Source organism: Lichenifustis flavocetrariae (assembly GCF_026130545.1).
Classification (GTDB): Bacteria; Pseudomonadota; Alphaproteobacteria; order Rhizobiales; family Beijerinckiaceae; genus Lichenihabitans; species Lichenihabitans flavocetrariae.
Genome location: NZ_JAMOIM010000001.1, coordinates 288,192 through 306,867, shown reverse-complemented (window position 1 = coordinate 306,867; position 18,676 = coordinate 288,192). Strand labels below are relative to the sequence as shown.

At 63.8% G+C, this 18,676-nt stretch carries 19 protein-coding genes and 2 tRNA genes; 12 read left to right on the top strand and 9 right to left on the bottom strand.

Annotation, left to right across the window (positions count from 1 at the left end; genetic code table 11):
- Nucleotides 1-126: 126 nt before the first annotated feature.
- Entirely contained in the window at nt 127-2,742 is a 2,616-nt protein-coding gene (locus tag M8523_RS01410) for a response regulator (protein WP_282583028.1), read from the top strand.
- Between the two features lie 16 nt (nt 2,743-2,758).
- Here the strand turns inward: M8523_RS01410 and M8523_RS01405 are convergent, their stop codons facing one another.
- The 4 genes from M8523_RS01405 to M8523_RS01390 all read right to left on the bottom strand — a co-directional run bounded on the left by M8523_RS01405 (nt 2,759) and on the right by M8523_RS01390 (nt 4,761).
- Nucleotides 2,759-3,118, bottom strand: a complete 360-nt coding sequence (locus M8523_RS01405) for a DUF2293 domain-containing protein (protein WP_428349579.1) — start codon at nt 3,116-3,118, stop codon at nt 2,759-2,761.
- Complete coding sequence (locus tag M8523_RS01400; RefSeq protein ID WP_282583027.1) at nt 3,112-3,744, bottom strand: hypothetical protein; 633 nt, start codon at nt 3,742-3,744, stop codon at nt 3,112-3,114. Before M8523_RS01400 ends, M8523_RS01405 begins: the two co-directional genes overlap by 7 nt.
- 154 nt (nt 3,745-3,898) lie before the next feature.
- The gene (locus tag M8523_RS01395; protein WP_282583026.1) at nt 3,899-4,234 is read right to left on the bottom strand and encodes a hypothetical protein; all 336 of its coding nucleotides are present in this window, start codon (nt 4,232-4,234) and stop codon (nt 3,899-3,901) included.
- A gap of 146 nt (nt 4,235-4,380) precedes the next feature.
- Nucleotides 4,381-4,761 carry a hypothetical protein gene (locus M8523_RS01390; protein ID WP_282583025.1) on the bottom strand — a complete coding sequence of 127 codons (381 nt, stop codon included), beginning with the start codon at nt 4,759-4,761 and terminating at the stop codon, nt 4,381-4,383.
- 151 nt (nt 4,762-4,912) lie between these two features.
- On the opposite strand from M8523_RS01390, the gene M8523_RS01385 reads away from it, so the two are divergent.
- The 3 genes from M8523_RS01385 to M8523_RS01375 all read left to right on the top strand — a co-directional run bounded on the left by M8523_RS01385 (nt 4,913) and on the right by M8523_RS01375 (nt 7,178).
- The gene (locus tag M8523_RS01385; protein WP_282583024.1) at nt 4,913-5,584 is read left to right on the top strand and encodes an SOS response-associated peptidase; all 672 of its coding nucleotides are present in this window, start codon (nt 4,913-4,915) and stop codon (nt 5,582-5,584) included.
- Between the two features lie 132 nt (nt 5,585-5,716).
- Entirely contained in the window at nt 5,717-6,886 is a 1,170-nt protein-coding gene (locus tag M8523_RS01380; protein WP_282583023.1) for a helix-turn-helix transcriptional regulator, read from the top strand.
- 58 nt (nt 6,887-6,944) lie between these two features.
- On the top strand, nt 6,945-7,178 hold the full coding sequence (locus M8523_RS01375; RefSeq protein WP_282583022.1) for a BrnA antitoxin family protein: 234 nt from the start codon (nt 6,945-6,947) through the stop codon (nt 7,176-7,178).
- Nucleotides 7,179-7,327: 149 nt separating this feature from the next.
- Here the strand turns inward: M8523_RS01375 and M8523_RS01370 are convergent, their stop codons facing one another.
- Nucleotides 7,328-8,221: a fructose bisphosphate aldolase gene (locus M8523_RS01370; RefSeq protein WP_282583021.1), complete on the bottom strand. Its 894-nt coding sequence runs from the start codon at nt 8,219-8,221 to the stop codon at nt 7,328-7,330.
- Between the two features lie 289 nt (nt 8,222-8,510).
- Here M8523_RS01370 and ilvD point away from each other — a divergent pair, with 289 nt between their 5' ends.
- The 3 genes from ilvD to M8523_RS01355 all read left to right on the top strand — a co-directional run bounded on the left by ilvD (nt 8,511) and on the right by M8523_RS01355 (nt 13,002).
- The gene (ilvD, locus tag M8523_RS01365) at nt 8,511-10,343 is read left to right on the top strand and encodes a dihydroxy-acid dehydratase (RefSeq protein WP_282583020.1); all 1,833 of its coding nucleotides are present in this window, start codon (nt 8,511-8,513) and stop codon (nt 10,341-10,343) included.
- Between the two features lie 164 nt (nt 10,344-10,507).
- Nucleotides 10,508-11,683, top strand: a complete 1,176-nt coding sequence (locus tag M8523_RS01360; RefSeq protein WP_282583019.1) for an MFS transporter — start codon at nt 10,508-10,510, stop codon at nt 11,681-11,683.
- Nucleotides 11,684-11,748: 65 nt separating this feature from the next.
- Nucleotides 11,749-13,002, top strand: a complete 1,254-nt coding sequence (locus tag M8523_RS01355; protein ID WP_282583018.1) for a winged helix-turn-helix domain-containing protein — start codon at nt 11,749-11,751, stop codon at nt 13,000-13,002.
- On the opposite strand, the gene M8523_RS01350 is transcribed toward M8523_RS01355, so the two are convergent.
- Both M8523_RS01350 and M8523_RS01345 read right to left on the bottom strand, forming a co-directional pair.
- Nucleotides 12,992-13,225 (bottom strand): hypothetical protein, encoded by a 234-nt coding sequence (locus M8523_RS01350; RefSeq protein WP_282583017.1) that lies wholly within the window; start codon nt 13,223-13,225, stop codon nt 12,992-12,994. The genes M8523_RS01355 and M8523_RS01350 overlap by 11 nt on opposite strands.
- 110 nt (nt 13,226-13,335) lie before the next feature.
- Nucleotides 13,336-13,623: a hypothetical protein gene (locus M8523_RS01345; protein WP_282583016.1), complete on the bottom strand. Its 288-nt coding sequence runs from the start codon at nt 13,621-13,623 to the stop codon at nt 13,336-13,338.
- A gap of 374 nt (nt 13,624-13,997) precedes the next feature.
- On the opposite strand from M8523_RS01345, the gene M8523_RS01340 reads away from it, so the two are divergent.
- The 5 genes from M8523_RS01340 (at nt 13,998) to M8523_RS01320 (ending at nt 17,962) form a co-directional block, all read left to right on the top strand.
- Entirely contained in the window at nt 13,998-14,939 is a 942-nt protein-coding gene (locus M8523_RS01340; RefSeq protein ID WP_282583015.1) for a GlxA family transcriptional regulator, read from the top strand.
- Nucleotides 14,929-16,581 (top strand): choline dehydrogenase, encoded by a 1,653-nt coding sequence (betA, locus tag M8523_RS01335; protein ID WP_282583409.1) that lies wholly within the window; start codon nt 14,929-14,931, stop codon nt 16,579-16,581. Before M8523_RS01340 ends, betA begins: the two co-directional genes overlap by 11 nt.
- A 127-nt stretch (nt 16,582-16,708) precedes the next feature.
- A tRNA-Tyr gene (locus M8523_RS01330) sits at nt 16,709-16,793 on the top strand.
- Nucleotides 16,794-16,838: 45 nt separating this feature from the next.
- A tRNA-Gly gene (locus M8523_RS01325) sits at nt 16,839-16,912 on the top strand.
- A gap of 117 nt (nt 16,913-17,029) precedes the next feature.
- Nucleotides 17,030-17,962, top strand: coding sequence for a glycine--tRNA ligase subunit alpha (locus M8523_RS01320; RefSeq protein ID WP_282583014.1), 933 nt, complete (start codon nt 17,030-17,032; stop codon nt 17,960-17,962).
- A gap of 81 nt (nt 17,963-18,043) precedes the next feature.
- Here the strand turns inward: M8523_RS01320 and M8523_RS01315 are convergent, their stop codons facing one another.
- Together M8523_RS01315 and M8523_RS01310 are read right to left on the bottom strand one after the other, a co-directional pair.
- Nucleotides 18,044-18,331 (bottom strand): type II toxin-antitoxin system RelE/ParE family toxin, encoded by a 288-nt coding sequence (locus M8523_RS01315; protein ID WP_282583013.1) that lies wholly within the window; start codon nt 18,329-18,331, stop codon nt 18,044-18,046.
- 1 nt (nt 18,332) lies between these two features.
- Nucleotides 18,333-18,578, bottom strand: coding sequence for a type II toxin-antitoxin system ParD family antitoxin (locus tag M8523_RS01310; RefSeq protein WP_282583012.1), 246 nt, complete (start codon nt 18,576-18,578; stop codon nt 18,333-18,335).
- Nucleotides 18,579-18,676: the final 98 nt, after the last annotated feature.

The following is an 18,676-nucleotide window of genomic DNA, read 5'->3' as shown; positions in this document are numbered from 1 at the left end:
CGCGCAGAAGCATGGAATTCTCCAGTTTCCTGCCCATGTTAGCGATGTTTTTCGGGGGACCGGCGACACTCCATGCGCAGAGATCGAAAAACCGCCATTGATCGATGCCGACGGAGTTGACGCCAGATGGACCCTATGAGGCACAACTCGGTCTTGGTCGTGCTGTCGATCGCCATCGCGATGTTCGCGTCCTATACGGCGCTCGATCTCGGCGGGCGTCTGCGGGGCACGTTCACGGGGCCGCGCTGGGCATGGGTGCTCGCCGCGGCGGTTGCCATGGGCGGAGGCATCTGGTCGATGCATTTCGTCGGCATGCTCGCCTTCGACACGGCTTTACCGGTCGCCTATGACGTTGGGCGAACACTCGCGTCGCTTCTGATCGCCGTCGGTGTCACCGGGGTGGCGTTCGCCTGGTCCAGCCGACGCGAGGCCGGCCGCCGGGATGTCCTGGTGAGCGGCCTCGTCATGGGCGCGGGTGTTGCCGCCATGCATTACACCGGCATGGCCGCGATCGAGATGTCGGGCACCATTGCCTACAACCCCCTCCTCATCGTCGCCTCAATCTTGATTGCCGTCACGGCCGCGACCGCGGCGCTTTGGCTGACGTTTCGGCAGAATGGAGTGTGGCAGAAGCTCGCCGCCGCGGCCGTCATGGGTTTGGCGGTGGCCGGCATGCACTACACAGGCATGAGCGCTGCCACATTCACATTCGCGGCGGGCGGCATGGCGGCTCACGCACATCTGGGCGCTGCCATGGGACAGCAGAACCTCGCTCTCTCGGTTGCAGGCGCGACGTTCCTGATCCTGTTTCTCGCCATGCTGGCCTCCTCGTTCGACCAGCAGAGGATACAGGGCGCGCTTCGGGCCAGCGAAGAGCGGTTCCGGGCTGCGGCCGAGGCGGTCGGGGACATCATCTGGACCAATGACGCACAGGGCGAAATGCGCGGGCCGCAGCCCGACTGGGAGCGGTTCACCGGCCAGACCGAAGCCGAATATCAGGGTTTTGGCTGGGCCAAAGCCGTGCATGCCGACGATGTGCAACCCACGGTCAACGCCTGGAACGAAGCGGTGTCGCACCGGCGAGTCTTCCTCTTCGAACACCGGGTTCGGCGGCACGACGGGGTTTATCGCCTGTTCTCCATCCGGGCTGTGCCGGTGCTCGAGCCGGATGGCAGAATTCGCGAATGGGTGGGGGTGCACGAGGACATTACGGAACGGCGCGAGTTCGAAATGGCCCTCAAAGCCGCGCGGGATGAAGCCGAAGCAGCGAACCTCGCCAAGAGCACCTTCATCGCCAACATGAGCCATGAGCTCAGGACGCCGCTGTCGGCCATCATCGGCTATAGCGAGATGATGCTCGAAGAGATCGCGGACGGAGAGGATACGCTCGGCTTGGCGGCCGACATGACCAAGATCGAGAGTAATGCCCGGCACCTTCTGGGGCTCATCAACGACGTTCTCGATCTGAGCAAGATCGAGAGCGGCAAGATGGAGGTGTTCTCCGAGGAATTCGGGATCGAGAGCGTCGTTCGCGATCTCGCCACGACCGTCCAGAGCCTGGTCGGCAAGAAGAACAACCGTCTCGATCTCCAACTCGCCCCCAATCTCGGCGAAATGCGCTCGGACGTGACGAAGGTCAGGCAGATCCTCCTGAACCTTCTGAGCAACGCCGCCAAATTCACCGAAGCCGGCGTTCTGACCCTCGCGGTGTCGCGCGAGCATGGGCTGCGGGGGGACCGGATTCTCTTTCGAGTCTCCGACACCGGCATCGGCATGTCGCAGCCACAACTGGCCAAGCTGTTCCAAAGGTTTCAACAGGCCGACGAGTCGACGACGCGGCGCTTCGGCGGGACGGGGTTGGGCCTTTCGCTGACGCGGGCTTTCACCACGATGCTCGGCGGCCGCATCGACGTCGAGAGCATCCAGGGCCAGGGCAGTACCTTCACGGTCAGCCTCCCGGCCACGATCGCCTCGACGGAGATCGATGCCGAAAGCCAGGCTGACCAGCACAGCGAGGAGACGGGTGACCTCGTGCTGGTGATTGATGACGATGCGGATCAGCGCGCCCTGATGACCCGCTTCCTGCGTCGCGAGGGGTTTCGGGCCCGAACCGCGGCGGATGGAATCAATGGTCTCGCCTTGGCCCAGGAGTTGAAGCCACGCGCGATCGTCCTCGACGTCATGATGCCGGGTGTCGACGGCTGGTCGGTGCTGAGCGCTCTCAAGGATGACCCTGCGCTCAAGGAGATCCCGGTCATCATGGTGACCTTCGTGGAGCAGAGAGCCCTGGCGGCCTCGCTCGGCGCGGCGGATTACGTCATGAAGCCTGTGCGCTGGGACCGCCTGAAGTCGGTCATGGACCGCTACCGGCCGCCCGAAACCGACGCCTTGATTATCGATGACGACCCGAACACACGGACCCTGATCCGTACGGCACTGGAACGGGACGGCTGGTCTGTCACCGAGGCCGGCAATGGGCAAGAAGGACTGGCACAACTCGCCGCGGCCCGTCCCGGGATCGTCCTGCTCGATCTTTCAATGCCGATCATGGACGGATTCACATTTCTCGAAACAATGCGGGCGAGACCTGGCTGCGGGACCATTCCGGTCGTGGTGCTCACGGCGCTCGACCTGACGCAGGCAGATCGGCGTCGTCTTCAGGGTGCGACCCAGATCCTCAACAAAGGCGACGTCAGCATAGACAAACTCGCCGAGCGCCTCTGCGGTTTGCAATCCGCTTAGCGGCCGGGAGGCCGGCTCAAGGCGTAGAAGTCCCGTCCTCGACGACCTTTCTGCGCACACCCCATGCGGCCAGAGCTTCGTTCATGCTATCCAGCACGAAGAACCGTGCGCTTTCGGGATCGTATCCGTCGGCCAGCAACTCATCGTAGTCGGTCAGAACATGGCGAACATAGGCCACGAGGGCCAGCCAAGCGGCCTCGCCCGGGTGCGCCCGATGCAGGCCGCGGCTGTCCATCGCGCGGTCGACCACGACGCCGGCTTCGTAGTCGGGCAGACGCGGCGCCAGGACCCGCAGGACCGCCGCGATCTGGTCACGTCGCGCAAGGGCGGCGGGGGCGCCCGACTGGGAGGCGCCCGATGGCCGGCCGCCTACCACCGAAGCGGACCCATTGGGGCACGCCTGTGGAGCCGCACCGGCAGGGCCTCGGGTGGCAGCGGTGTCGTGCCATAGCGGATCATTCCGTCCCGGCTGACGTCGACCTCGGCGCGATTGCCGTGATCGGCTCCCATGAGCGGCAGCGTCACGTCGAACGTGTCGAAACTGTAGGACGCCCCTGATCCATCGTCGCAAAGCCCGATCGAGGCCTCGACGGGACCAACCGGTGTTGTGCCTGAGACATAACAATGAAACCGTGTGCCGCTGCAGACCGAAAAGCGTGTCACGACCTTGCAGGCTCCGGCCTCGGTGGGGACCAGGGCGCCAAGGCCGCGCAAGGCGCGGAACGTATGGCGGGCCGAACTGGATGTCGGCCCTTTTCCGGCGCCGCTCCAGACCGGGACGAGCGCATGCTCGCCGTGACGGGCCACGCGTTCCATGAGTTCGACTGCAAAAGTGTGGGCCGCCTCCTCCCGGTTGCGCTCCCATCGAAAACCCACAAACGCGAGCGCCGTAACGAGGCCCAGCATCAGGGCCGCCGCTTCGACGGCGTCGCCGAAGCCTTCCGGCTCACATTCCTGGGGATCTGGCGTCGAGACAGGTCGACGCGGCTCGAGCGAAGTCATCCGGGTCCATGTCCGCGATGTTCAAATTGCCAATCCAACACGGCACGATCTTGACCGACGGTCGCGACAGACTGGCGCAGACGCCGGCCTCTGACTGGAAGCGCCGCAACGAGAGCCTGAAGCGATCCTGCACATCATCTTCGATCGAGAGGCTTCAGTGTCCCGTCTCCTCCAGTGCTTTTGGGGGCAGCCGGGGCCCGATCCGAAGCCTGTTGAGCCAAGCCGACAATCCGCCTCTGTCTTGGACGGAGGTCGCCTCAGGAATATCGGCATTTCCGCACATGCATTCGGCTGCCGCGCGTTCGGCGAATCGGAGTGCCGCAACCGCAAACATCTCAGTCGACGAACTCGCGGCTTCATTTGCGTCCGATCCCAAAAAGATCAGCTTGTCCCATTTACCGGGCTGCACTGGCTTGAAACGATAGACATGCCCGTCTTCGGTGTGCTGGACGATCGCGATGCCATTGCTGATGGTGATAAAATCAAACATCCACCTGCTCCGCGTTGAACAAAGCACTTTAAAATATCACTGCGACCATAAGGGTCGCTTCGAACAATCCATAACGTCATCTGAGATGTGCAGCCTCGTGGCTCATCAAGACGCACATTGTCGTGATCTTGCGAACGGCGAGCCACTCAGCATCTCTCAGGGACAGCCTGGCATTTCCATTCCTGCCGCTGTTTCCAGATCTGAGCCTCGGCACTTCCGGTCGGATAGCCCCCATATCCCGCCGGGCCTGCGACGTAATTGCCATAGCCGTAACGATTGACCACGTAGCCGCCCATGTCACCGCTGCTCGGCTCGACGGTTTGCGGAGCGGTCGCCGCGACTGGTCGGCGCCTCCGGATCCGATGGCGGTCGCTGATGAACTGCGGGGTGCCCCAGGAAGCACCGGCTCGGGAGAGTTCCTGCGCGCGGCCCACGAGCTGCAGGCTGGCCCCCAGCGGCAGGCTGGCGGCCGGAACCGCCAGTCCCATGAACCCCGCCAGCGCGGCGAGACCGTAAATCATCCTCATGACCACACCACCCTGTGGAACTGGGCGTCTCGACACCGTCCGACACCCTGGCTATGAGGTGACAACGCCTCTGCGGCCTTCAAAGGGCGACAAAGAGCCTCGGCGCGGCTCGGCAGGGTCGCACTCCCGAGAGTGGCTTGACGAGTGTTCGATGTGTGGTCGTTTCACCCAGAACTACACATGGGCCCAAGTGCAGGCGTTTTTGAAGCTCGTCGGCGCTCCGCTTAACCTGCAGCCACGCTACAATATCGCCCCGACGACGATCATCGATGTCGTGCGTCTTGATCCGGCAGGGCAACGCGAATTGGTTCGCATGCGATGGGGCCTCGTGCCAGGCTGGTGGTCGAAGCCGCTGAAGGATGTCCCGGCCACGTTCAACGCTCGCGCAGAAACGGCCGCCGAGAAGCCGATCTTCCGCACGGCCTTCCGGGGACGGCGCTGCCTGGTCCCGGCGAGCGGCTTCTATGAATGGACCGGAGCAAGGGGCGCCAAGGTGCCGCATCTGTTCACCGCGGCGGACGGATCCCCCGTGCTGGCTTTCGCGGGCCTCTGGGACCGATGGCGCGACAAGGCGACCGGCGAGGACATCCTGTCCGCCACGATCCTGGTCTCGGGCGCGACGGCCTGGATGGCACCTTACCACGACCGGATGCCGGTCATCCTGATGCCGGAGCAATTCGACGCCTGGCTTTCTGGAACCGCCGGTCCGGAAATGCTGCAACCGGCAGCCGAGACTGCCCTGCGGAAATGGATCGTCTCCAATCGCGTGAACATGAGCGGCCAGGATGACGACAGTCCGTCCTTGATCGAACCCGCCGCGTGATCGGCGGAGATGACCGACCGGGCACGGCCGAATGACCAGATCATCTCGCTGTCTTTATCATCACGACGAAATAGCGTTGCGACCGCTCTCTTTGATGCCTAGCTTGCGGCAAGTTTGGCTTCAGGACGATCGATGATGAACGGACTTTCCAGCGACGTGATGGAACGTATGCTGGAGTCGATCTACGACGCGGCATTGGCGCCTTCAGGCTGGCTGACTGTGCTCGAAAATCTGTCATCTTTGTTCGATGCACATTTCGCTGACCTGTTCACCAGGAGTCACGATAAGACGCAGTATATCGGGCTCGCCTGTGGCCTCGATCAATCCGACTATCAGGACCAATTCCTCGACACGTGGTTCAAGCGCAACATCTGGGGCATCAGCAAACCGGTCAAGATTTCGGGCGAAGTGCTCTCCACACGGCAGATGGTGGAGGTTGACGACCTGAAACGAACGCAGATCTATGCGGATTACCTCGAGCCTCGCGGATTGCACGAGGGGCTTCGCTTGGCCATCTGGTCGGATGACTACGGCATTCAGGACATCTCCCTTCTCCGGCCCTGGTCGGCGGGAGCTTTCGACGCGAAGGACATCGCGGTCGGCCAATTTCTTCTGCCTCACCTGCAACGCTCGGCGAAGATCGCTCGGCGGCTTGCCTATGCGGAAGCGGGAACCGAAGGTGGATTTCTGGCGCTCCACGCGGCGGGATTCGGGGTCATGCTGCTCGACGCCTCCGGTTATCCCGTGATGCTGAACGGGCCAGCCGAGAGCCTCCTGCGCGAGAAGGATGGTCTCACCCTCGCCGGCCGGCATCTCGCGGCCCAGACTGGCCCTGCCAACCGGGCTCTGCAGCATGCCATCGCGTCCGCGCTTCATCCCGAAGCGTTGCGACGCACGGCGCGCACGGTCCGGCTGCCGCGGCCAAGCGGCGGCGCGCCGCTGGTTCTGATGACGTTGCCCCTGAGCAGAAGCGCACATGCCGTGATGCTGCCGCAGCCCGCTCTGCTGGTGCTCGTGACGGATCCCAAGGCCAAAGGTCCTTCGGCGGCCCAGCTTGCGGAGTTCTTCGGCCTGACCGATGCCGAGGCCGATCTCGCAGCCCACCTGCTCGCCGGTTTCGACCTACGCGAAATCTCGACACGACGCGGACGCAGCATCAACACCTTGCGCAATCAGCTTGCGCAATTGATGAACAAGACGGAGACCGCGCGCCAGGCCGAGCTGATTCACAGGCTGCGCGGGATCCCGGCCGCACCGCAGATCAACGGTCCGGACGGCCGAGAGAAGATTTTTGCAGGGTGAGGCTTGGTAGCCCCGCAAGATCGAGATCGCGGACGACACGCGAGAGCGAGGAAAGTTTATGGCATTCGAGAGAACACGACGTCCCATGGACGCGGTGCAGGCCGCCGAGGCCGCGTTCAAGAAAGTGACGACCAAGCCGATCGAGGGTCCGGCTCCCTCGGCCGCGCTTCCCGGTGCGCGCGAAACGGTGTCTTTGCGGATCGACCAGGACGTGCTGGAGAAATTCCAGGCGGACGGACCTGGATGGCAGGAGCGGATCAACGCGGCTCTTCGCCTGGCCGCAGGCCTCTAGCCGGAACAGTAGTCCGATTGCGCGAAGCACATTGAAGCAGACATTTTCAATTCTGCTTCAATGTGCGGGTCCAAATGACTGATCCCGCTTTTGCAAGAGCAGGCTCAGTCACGGCCCTCTGCATTCAAGACTGGAGGGCCATGCGGCGCTCAGTGCTTGACGGTCGACGCCTGATAGATCTCGGCGATCGCATGGCCCAGCGCGGCGTTGAACTCCGCGTCGCTCATCGAATATTTCAGGTCATCGACGAGCGCCCGCGAGAAGCTCGCGATCATGCCGTGGTTCTTCGCCAGGCGCCGGCAGGCATCGTCCCGCTTGTAGCCGCCCGACAGCGCCACCACGCGGACCACGCGGTCGTGCCCGGCGAAAGGCGCATAGGTGTCCGTGACATCCGGGATCGTCAGCTTGAGCATGACGTTGCGGTCATGGGGCAACGCATCGAGATGCTTGGCCAGTTCGGCCTTGAGGATCGCTTCGGCGCCGGCCTTGTCCGGGCTCTTGATCGACACTTCGGGCTCGATGATCGGGATCAGCCCATGCCTGCCGATCTGCGCTGCCACTTCGAATTGCTGAGCCACGATGGCCGCGATACCGTCCTGTGACGCAAGGTTGATGACCGACCGCATCTTGGTGCCGAACACGCCCAGTTTGGCGGCGCGGGCCAGCAGCGTGTCGAGATCGGAAATCGGCTTCATGAGTTGCACGCCGTCCTTCTCGGCCTCGAGCCCTTTGTCGACCTTGACGAAGGGCACGATGCCACGCTCCCACAGGAAGGTCGGAACGGGCTTGCCCTCGGCCTCGCCGTCCATCGTCTTCTCGAACAGAATCGTGCCGATCACCTTGTCGCCCGTGAAAGCAGGCGCCGTCATGATACGCACGCGCATCTCGTGCACGAGCTTGAACATTTCAGCGTCGCCGTTATAGGCGCTGGCCGGGATGCCATAGGCCCGCAGGGCTCCCGGCGTCGATCCTCCGCTCTGGTCCAAGGCGGCGATGAAGCCGCTCTTCTCGGACATCTGCGCCAACATTTTGTTTTCCGCCATGTTCGTTCCCCGCCTGAGGCGCATTTAATGCCACGCCGACCCGTCGACCGGCCGCTGTTGACGGCGCCAGGATATTGGGGAACGGGCCCGGTGCCAACGTTCGACATCGCTTAATCGCGCGCAATCGCGGCCCGCTCGGGCGGGGCGGGTGAAAGTCCTTGTTAGCTCCTCGCATGTCCGGCGGCACAACGGGTTGCTCTGGCCAAGGTGCTCGGAGAGGTTTAGATCAGACATAAAATCATGACCGTATCCTTGGGCGCACCGGCGCTCCAAGCCCAGAAGGTTCGCTATGCCCGCCTATCGCTCCCGCACCACAACTCATGGCCGCAACATGGCCGGCGCACGCGGTCTCTGGCGCGCCACGGGGATGAAGGATTCGGATTTTGGCAAGCCGATCATCGCGGTGGTGAATTCCTTCACGCAATTCGTGCCCGGCCACGTGCACCTGAAGGATCTCGGCCAGCTTGTCGCGCGCGAAATCGAGAAGGCAGGCGGCGTCGCCAAGGAATTCAACACCATCGCGGTCGATGACGGCATCGCCATGGGGCATGACGGAATGCTCTATTCCCTCCCGTCGCGCGAGCTGATCGCCGACAGTGTGGAATATATGGTCAATGCCCATTGTGCCGACGCGATGGTGTGCATCTCGAACTGCGACAAGATCACTCCTGGGATGCTGATGGCCTCGCTGCGCCTCAATATCCCGAGCGTCTTCGTCTCGGGTGGGCCGATGGAAGCCGGCAAGGCGGTACTGAAGTCAGGAAAGACCAAGAAACTCGACCTCGTCGACGCCATGATTGCTGCGGCCGACGACCGGGTCGACGATGAAGACGTCAAGGTCATCGAGCGCTCGGCCTGTCCGACCTGCGGTTCGTGTTCGGGCATGTTCACCGCCAATTCGATGAACTGCCTCACCGAGGCGCTCGGCCTGTCGCTGCCCGGGAACGGCTCGACTCTTGCCACCCACGCGGACCGCAAGCGCCTCTTCGTCGAGGCCGGCCATCTGATCGTCGATATCGCGCGCCGCTATTACGAGCAGGATGACGCGAGCGTGTTGCCCCGCAACGTCGCGAGCTTCAAGGCCTTCGAGAACGCGATGACGCTCGACATCGCCATGGGGGGCTCCACCAACACCGTGCTGCATCTGCTCGCCGCCGCCCATGAGGCGGAGATTGACTTCACGATGGCGGACATCGACCGGTTGTCGCGCCGGGTGCCTGTGCTCTGCAAGGTCGCGCCCTCGATCGCCGACGTCCATATGGAGGACGTCCATCATGCCGGCGGCATCATGGGGATCTTGGGCGAACTCGACCGCGCCGGGCTGATCGACACGAGCGTCGGTTCGGTCCATGCCGAGAGCCTCGCTGCCGCGCTCGATCGCTGGGACGTCGTGCGCACCAAGAGCGCGTCGGTGCATGAATTCTTCAAGGCGGCGCCAGGCGGCGTGCCGACCCAGGTGGCCTTCAGTCAGAGCGAGCGTTACGACGACGTCGACACAAACCGTGAGACGGGCGTGATCCGCAATGTCGAACATGCCTATTCGAAGGATGGTGGGCTGGCGGTGCTCTTCGGCAATCTCGCCGAAGACGGCTGCATCGTGAAGACGGCCGGCGTCGACGAGTCGATCCTGAAATTCACCGGCACGGCTCGCATTTTCGAGAGCCAGGATGCGGCCGTTCTCGGCATCCTCAATGGCGGCGTCCATCCTGGCGACGTCGTGCTGATCCGCTATGAGGGGCCGCGCGGGGGTCCCGGCATGCAGGAAATGCTCTATCCGACGAGCTATCTGAAGTCGAAAGGTCTCGGCAAGGTGTGCGCGCTCGTCACCGACGGCCGCTTCTCGGGCGGCTCGTCCGGTCTCTGCATCGGTCACGTCTCGCCGGAAGCGGGCGAAGGCGGCACGATCGGGTTGGTGCATGAGGGCGACACGATCGAGATCGACATCCCGAACCGGTCGATCCATCTGGCCGTCAGCGACGCGGAGCTTGCCGCACGGCGTGAGGCACAGGCGGAAAAGGGCTGGCACCCGGCAGAGGTTCGCAAGCGGAAGGTAACGACGGCGCTGAAGGCCTATGCGGCGATGACAACGAGCGCGGCGAAGGGGGCTGTGCGGAAGGTGTGACGAATCCATGCCCCTTTGCGTGGGTAAGCCAGTCACATGGGCGACCGGTCCGGCAGCAAACCATTCGCGCCGCAATATGCTGCAATGCAAAAGCGTGTCTTCCGACCGTGACATGCCAGCTGTAGGTTCGCGCCGGGCAACCTGACCGTCGCGGACCAACTTTCATGAAATTGCCGATGTCGCTGATCGCGCTCGCGATCGCATCCTTCGGAATCGGCACGACCGAATTCGTGATCATGGGGTTGTTGCCGGATGTCGCGCGGGATCTCGATGTGACGATCCCGGCCGCCGGACTGCTGATCGGCGGCTATGCGCTCGGCGTCACTTTCGGGTCTCCCGTCATGGCGGCGTTGTTGTCGGGGCTGTCGCGCAAGCGCGCCCTGCTGCTGCTTGTCGGCCTTTTCATCCTCGGCAATTTCCTCTGTGCAATCGCGCCGAGCTATCGACTGCTCATGGCGGCCCGGCTTCTCACGGCGCTTTGCCACGGCACGTTCTTCGGCATCGGCGCGGTCGTGGCTTCAAGCCTCGTTCCGCCGAAGCAGCGCTCGCAGGCCGTGTCCATCATGTTTTCCGGCCTGACGCTGGCCAATGTGCTCGGCGTGCCGCTTGGGACGGCGCTCGGCCAATGGGCTGGCTGGCGAGCGAGCTTCTGGGCCATCGTGCCGATCGGGATCCTGGCCGCTTTTGCAATTATGCGCTGGCTCCCCGCCTCGCCGCCGCAGCGCGGCATCAGGCTCAGCCAAGAGATAAGGGTGTTGGCCAAGCCGGCGGTATTGCTTCCCATGCTGGTCAGCACATTGCTGTCGGCGAGCCTCTTCGCCACCTTCACCTATGTGACACCGCTTCTCGAAACCGTGGCTGGCATCTCGTCGCACGGCGTCACGACCGTGCTGCTGCTGTTTGGCGTCGGCATCACCATCGGCAACCTGCTCGGTGGCCGTCTGGCGGATTGGCGGCAGCTCACCGCCCTGATCGGCCTGACCGGAACCCTGGTCCTGATGCTGCTGGTTCTCGGTCTGGCGATCACCACCCCGGTTGGCGCGGCCGCCGCGATCACCGGCTGGGGCCTCGTGCATTTCGCGAGCGGCGCTCCCTTGCAGATGCGAGTCGTCGACGGCGCCGCCGAGGCCCCCAACTTGGCTTCGTCCCTCAATCAAAGCGCCTTCAACCTCGGCAATGCGCTCGGCGCCTGGCTGGGCGGCAGCGCGATCGCGGCCGGCATGTCCTATGCGCAGCTTCCCACGATAAGCGCCATATTGGCCGCCTCCGCCCTGATCGTCCTCATGCTGGACGCAGTTTTGTCCCGGCGGCGACTGTCCCTTGCGGGATCAGCGGCCTGACGTCGGCCTTTCGCTGACGCTGAAAGTGTTTGGCCCGAGAGGCCGCACAGGCTATCACGCCGATTGTGGCCGAGACACTTTCCCTACCCGTTGCCCGGCGCGTCGCGCTTGCGGCGCAAGGCCTTGCCGATCCGCGTCCGACAGGCGTCATGAACTGGGGCACGCTCGGTCGCGCCATCGGCCGGCTCAATCTGCTGCAGATCGACAGCGTCAATGTGCTGACCCGGGCGCATTATATGCCGCTGTTTTCGCGGCTCGGCTCCTACCCCCGGTCGACGCTTGAGGCTGCCGCCTGGGGCCGGCCGCAGCGCCTGTTCGAATATTGGGCCCATGAAGCTTCGCTTCTGCCACTCGATATGCAGCCGCTGCTGCGCTGGCGGATGGCGCGTGCTGACCGCGGCATTGGGGTCTGGAGCGGGCTAAAAGCTTTTGCAACGGAGCGCCGGCCCGAAGCCGAGGCCGTTCTGCAACGAATCACCGAAATGGGTCCGCTCACGGCGGCTGAACTCGGCGGCGCACGCGGGCTCGGTGGCTGGTGGGGCTGGAGCGACAGCAAGGCCGCGCTCGAATGGCTGTTCTGGAGCGGTCGAATCACCACGCGCACCCGGCGCGGCACCTTCGAGCGCGTCTACGACCTCACCGAGCGCGTCCTGCCCGCCAGCATCCTCGACAGGCCCACGCCTGAAGAGGCCGAGGCGCACCGGGCCCTGCTCGCACTTTCCGCGAAGGCTCTCGGCGTCGCAACCGCCAATGACTTACGCGATTACTTCCGCCTTTCGCCCGATGACGCCAAGCCGCGCCTTGATGAGCTCGTCGAAGCGGGCGATCTCATTCCGGTGCGGGTGCAGGGGTGGGAGCAGCAGGCCTACCTGCATCGAGACGCCAGGCAGCCGCGGCGGGCCTTGGCGCGGGCCCTCCTGGCCCCGTTCGATCCGCTGATCTGGGCCCGCGACCGTACGGAGCGCCTGTTCGGACTTCGCTACAGGATCGAAATCTACACCCCGGCGGACAAACGGCTGCACGGCTATTACGTGCTGCCGTTTCTGCTCGGCGACAAACTGGCGGCCAGGGTGGACCTGAAGGCCGACCGCCATGCCTCGGCGCTCCTCGTGCAGAACGCCCATGCCGAGCCCCACCCGCCCGCCGATCTCTGCGAACATCTCGCAGCGGAACTGACCTTAATGGCCGCCTGGCTCGGGCTCGACCGCGTGATCGTGGGGAGCGGCGGAGATCTGGCATCGGCTCTTGGCCAAGTGCTGCCACACAGAGGTGCAGCTCCGATCGACGAGAACGTCCCAGCCGTTCCGCTCAGCGAATGACCGACCAGTCTTCGTTCGGGCACAAGAGCGAAGCGAACCGCTCCGCGTCTTCCCGCAACGGGAACTGTTCGGCGGCCGCGAGATCGTCGGTCCAGCAGAGCAGCCCAGAGCTGTCGATGGCGGCGTAGAACCGCTGCTGGATGAGAGGATGGCCGGATGTCACGAACCAGCCAATCAGCGGGGTGATGTCCCCCGAAAAGGTCGTCAGACGCTGCTCGGTCAAAGTCGCAGTCCCTGCCTGGTGCGGAGCATTGTCGCAGCGTGGAGTGTGGACCTTAACACTTCCCCGCTGCCTCCTTGCCTAAGTTAGCAGCAGGGTAAATCGATTTCGCCTCAATAGCCTCGGAATTTCCGGTACCGCAGCGCGTGAATGCGGTGACCGTGATATTTCGGCGTCATGTAATAGGAGCCGTACCCCATGCCGTTCGGGTGATAAAAACCCGTTGGATTCCGATCGTTATACGGTTGATAGCCGTAGGGCTGGCTGGTCGGCCCGAGGTTGCCGAGTTGAGCCACCAACACCGGCGGCTTCGCCGATCGGCCCTCAGCGGACACCGCAGCAGTGATTTGCGCCAGAAACACCGCTGAAAACGTCAAAGCGATTCGGGTGATGTTGCGCATCGAAGCCGTCGTCCCGTCAGAAGCCTCTCCGTCCAATGGGCTGGTACCAGGAGAGTTCCGGGTTACGGGCTGAAGGGCTGAGAAGCGGCCAAGTGGTTCTCAATCGTGTCGTGAATTCGACAGTGGTGTCGGAATTGCATGAGCCTGGTCGTTTAGGCTAGGTTTGAATTGGACAAATGCCAATCGCGGCCGGTCCGTTCGATCCATCACTGGATGAGGTTCACGTGGCAATGACCCATGTGTCGGTTCGGTCTGAGGACAAGGCCAGGATACTTCCGCTCCGGTCGCAGCGGCCGGCTCCGCCATTTGAAACCCTCTCGGAGAGCGATGCCAGTTGCATCACCATCGCGTTCATGATGGTGCATGATTTCTCGATGATCGCCTTCGCGTCCGCGGTGGAGCCCCTGCGCCTCGCCAATCGGGCGCTGGGCCGGCCGGCCTACCGATGGCTGATCCTGACGTGCGACGGCAGACCCGTGCAAGCCTCCAACGGCATCGCGATTCCGGCGGACGGGAGCTACGACGAGGCGGCCGGCGCGGCCGCCGCCGTGGTCTGCGCCGGCGTCGATGTGCAGACCGTCGACACGCGCGACCTGATGGCCAAGCTACGTGGCCTGGCAAGTCGCGGGGTGACGCTCGGTGCGATCTGCACCGGTCCTTATATTCTGGCCCGCGCGGGTCTTCTGGATGGCTACCGCTGCACCATCCACTGGGACAATTTCGACAGCTTCCACGAGGAGTTCCCGGACCTCTCGGTCACTCAGGAACTGTTCGAGCTGGATCGCACGCGTTTCACCTGCGCGGGTGGCACGGCGGCGATCGATATGATGCTGTCGATCATCGCCCGCCAGCGCGGCAAGGATGTCGCCTCCGCGGTGACCGATCAGCTGATTCACCATCGCATGCGCGATGCGCACGAGCGGCAGCGCATGGAACTACGGGCCCGGCTCGGGGTCGCGCATCCGAAGCTCATCAGCGTCGTGGGTGAGATGGAGCGCTGTATCGAGCAACCGATGTCCTGCGCCGATCTTGCCGACCGCGTGGGGCTTTCCACTCGCCAACTCGAACGTCTGTTCCGTAAATATTTGGGCCAGGCGCCCACCCGCTACTATCTGGGCCTGCGGCTCGAACGCGCCCGCCACCTGCTGCTGCAGACCTCCATGCCGATTCTGTCGATCGGCCTCGCCTGCGGGTTCGTCTCGGCCTCCCATTTTTCGAAGTGCTACAGCGAGCACTTCTCCCGCACGCCGTCGCAGGAACGGCGCAACCCCCGCAGAGGTGATCGTGACGCAAGCCGGCCCATCGATCGTTTATGACTACATCATCGTCGGCGCGGGGTCGGCCGGCTGCGTTCTCGCCAATCGACTAACGGAAGACGGCACCGCCACGGTGCTGCTGATCGAGGGTGGCGGCAGCGACCGCCACATCCTGATGGCGATGCCGAGCGCCCTGGCGATGGCGATGAACATCGAACGCGCGAACTGGAACTACGAAAGCGAGCCGGAGCCGGCGCTCGGCGGACGGCGCATCTCCTGCCCGCGCGGCAAAGTGATCGGCGGCTCGTCGACCATCAACGGCATGGTCTATATCCGGGGCAACCCGCTCGACTTCGACGGTTGGGATGAGGCCGGCGCGCGCGGCTGGGCCTATCGCGACGTGCTGCCCTATTTCCGCCGTGCCGAGACGCGGGGCGAAGGCGGCGATGGCTATCGCGGCCATGACGGCCCTCTGCATACAAGTTACGGCCGGCTCGACAACCCGCTCTATCGAGCTTTTATCGAGGCAGGCCGGCAGGCCGGCTATCCCGTGACCGAAGACGTGAACGGCGCCCAGCAGGAGGGCTTCGGCCGCATGGACCGTACGGTCCATAACGGCCGCCGTTGGAGCGCCGCGCGTGCTTACCTCGACACGGCGCGGACGCGAAAGAACCTGACGGTCTGGACCGAGACGCTGGTCGAACGCATCGCCTTCGAGGGCCGCCGCGCCGTCGGGGTCGTGTGCACGCGCGGCGGCACGTCCGTGACACCCCGGGCCCGGCGTGAGGTGGTTCTTGCGGGCGGCGCGATCAACTCGCCGCAACTGCTCAAATTGTCGGGGGTCGGTCCCGCCAGGGAACTTGCCCAGCACGCCATCCCGCTCGTGGCCGACCGCCCAGGCGTGGGCGCGAATCTGACCGACCATCTGGAGATCTATTTTCAGGTGGCCGCCACGCAACCGATCACGCTCTATTCCTCGCTCGGGCTACTGGCGAAAGCCAAGATCGGCGCGCAATGGCTGCTCACCCGCGACGGACTCGGCGCGACGAATCATTTCGAAAGTTGCGCCTTCATCCGCAGCCGCCCGGGCGTGCGCTGGCCCGACCTGCAATATCATTTCCTGCCGGCTGCCATTTCCTACAACGGTAAGGATCTGGCCGACCGGCATGGCTTCCAGGCCCATGTCGGGCCGATGCGGTCGAAGAGCCGGGGCGAAGTCAAACTCCGCTCGAAGGACCCGCGCGACAAGCCGGCGCTCTTCTTCAACTACATGAGCCATCCGGACGATTGGACCGAAATGCGGGCCGCGGTGCGGTTGACCCGCGAGATCTTCGCCCGACCCGCTTTCGCGCCTTACCGGGGCGAGGAGATCGAACCGGGTTCAGCCGTGCAGAGCGACGACGAGATCGACGCCTTCATCAAGACGCGGGTGGAGAGCGCGTACCATCCCTGCTCCACCTGCCGCATGGGCGACGCGGCCGACCCGATGGCGGTCGTCGATCGCGAGACGCGCGTCATCGGCCTTGAGGCCCTCCGGGTGGCGGACAGCTCGATCATGCCGACCATCACCACCGGCAATCTCAATGCCCCGACCATCATGCTGGCCGAAAAAGCCGCCGACCACATTCGCGGTCGCCCGCTTCTGCCCGCCTCCAACGCGCCCTTCTACGAGGCGCCGAACTGGCAATCGGCACAGCGCTGATCCCGCCGGTTTTCCGATTGACAGACCCGCGCCCCATCCCCCATAAGCGCGCCACGAGAGGGACGGTTCGCCTTGGCGGATCCGTTTTTTCGGCATCCACATGACGCTTCGGTGTCAAGGTCGGTGCGGAGGAGTGTCCCGAGTGGCAAAGGGGGCGGACTGTAAATCCGCTGGCTACGCCTTCGTAGGTTCGAGTCCTACCTCCTCCACCAAAACTATATCGCGTTCGGGTTCAAGCTCGGCTATGCTGAGGCGACGCGGGTGTAGCTCAATGGTAGAGCAGCAGCCTTCCAAGCTGAATACGAGGGTTCGATTCCCTTCACCCGCTCCAGCTTTCCAACGCCTTCGCAATGTCCAGCCAGACATTCTCCGGCTGCCGATGGCCGGTTGACCCGCTTGTTCCTCCTCACTAGGGTCCGGCCGCCTGAGCCACCCGAGCGGGATGTCAATGTCTGCCACTGCCGGCGCGCCCGCCGAACCCACGCGATCCTTCCAGGACATCATCCTCACGCTCCAGCGGTTTTGGGCCGCTGAGGGCTGCGTGATCCTGCAACCCTACGACATGGAAGTGGGGGCCGGCACGTTCCATCCGGCGACGACGCTGCGGGCGCTTGGCCCGAGGCCCTGGCGGGCCGCCTATGTACAGCCCTCGCGCCGCCCCAAGGATGGCCGGTACGGCGAGAACCCGAACCGATTGCAGCACTATTACCAGTTCCAGGTGATCATCAAACCCTCGCCGCCGAACCTGCAGGAGCTCTATCTCGGTTCGCTCGCCGCGATCGGGGTGGATCTCGCGCTGCATGACGTGCGGTTCGTCGAGGACGATTGGGAAAGCCCGACGCTCGGCGCCTGGGGCCTCGGCTGGGAGTGCTGGTGCGACGGCATGGAAGTCTCGCAATTCACCTACTTCCAGCAGGTGGCCGGGGTGGAATGTTCTCCCGTGTCGGGCGAACTCACCTATGGGCTCGAACGGCTCGCCATGTATGTGCAGGGCGTCGAGAACGTCTATGATCTGAACTTCAACGGCCGCGACGGTGACGAACGCATTACCTACGGCGATGTGTTCAAGCAGGCCGAGCAGGAATACAGCCGCTTCAACTTCGAGCAGGCCGACACGGCGCTGCTGTTCCAGCATTTCAAGGATGCCGAGGGCGAGGCCAAGGCGATCCTGGCGGCCGGCGACGAGGGCAGCCGGCACGCCATGGCGCTGCCGGCCTATGACCAGTGCATCAAGGCCTCGCACCTGTTCAACCTGCTCGATGCGCGCGGCGTGATCTCGGTGACCGAGCGGCAGAGCTACATCCTGCGCGTGCGCGAACTCGCGAAAGCCTGCGGTGCGGCCTGGCTGAAGACGGCGGGCGGTGGCGCGGCGTCCGCCTGAGGTTCCGCGCCTTAACTCGACGAAAATCGTTTGCCTGCTTGAGATCCGAGTCTCTCCGACCCGCGCAAACGCGAGCCGAAGTTACAGATGTCTGCTGACGTCCATCTGCTGATGCAGGATCCGGATGACGTCGAGGGAAGTGTCCGAAAGTGTGAAAAACACGAAATGCGCCCCAACGGCATATTTGAAATAGCCTGCGCGGATATCGACGGGCCGACCTACACTTTCCCCTCGGAGCAAACCCTCGATGGCAGCGATGATGCTCTGGTGATAGCGATCCGCTTGCTCCGCCGACCAGTTCTTGAAGGTGTGCACCCAAATATGTTCGAGATCGGTTCGTGCGAGCGGCGATAACCTGTAGCCACGCATCTTATCGGGCGTGCTTCATTCGCATCTCGACGAGGAACGCTGCACTCTCGAAGGGAACAGGTTCGCCGGACTCTTCGCCGGCAATGAGGGCGGCCTGCAATGCCTTCACCTTGGCTTCATGCTCTTCGAGAAGGCGCAAGCCCGCCCGCACGACATCACTGGCTGAGCCGTAGCGACCCGTTTGAACCTGATGGTCGATGAAGCTGGCGAAATGATCGCCAAGCGAAACAGATGTGTTCCGCGCCATTGGATTTCTCCCGGTCGAGCCACATCGTACCAATATTTGGTATCATCGGGCAATGATCGTGTACGGACAGCGTGCGCCTCTCGATCAGCTTCCGCCGA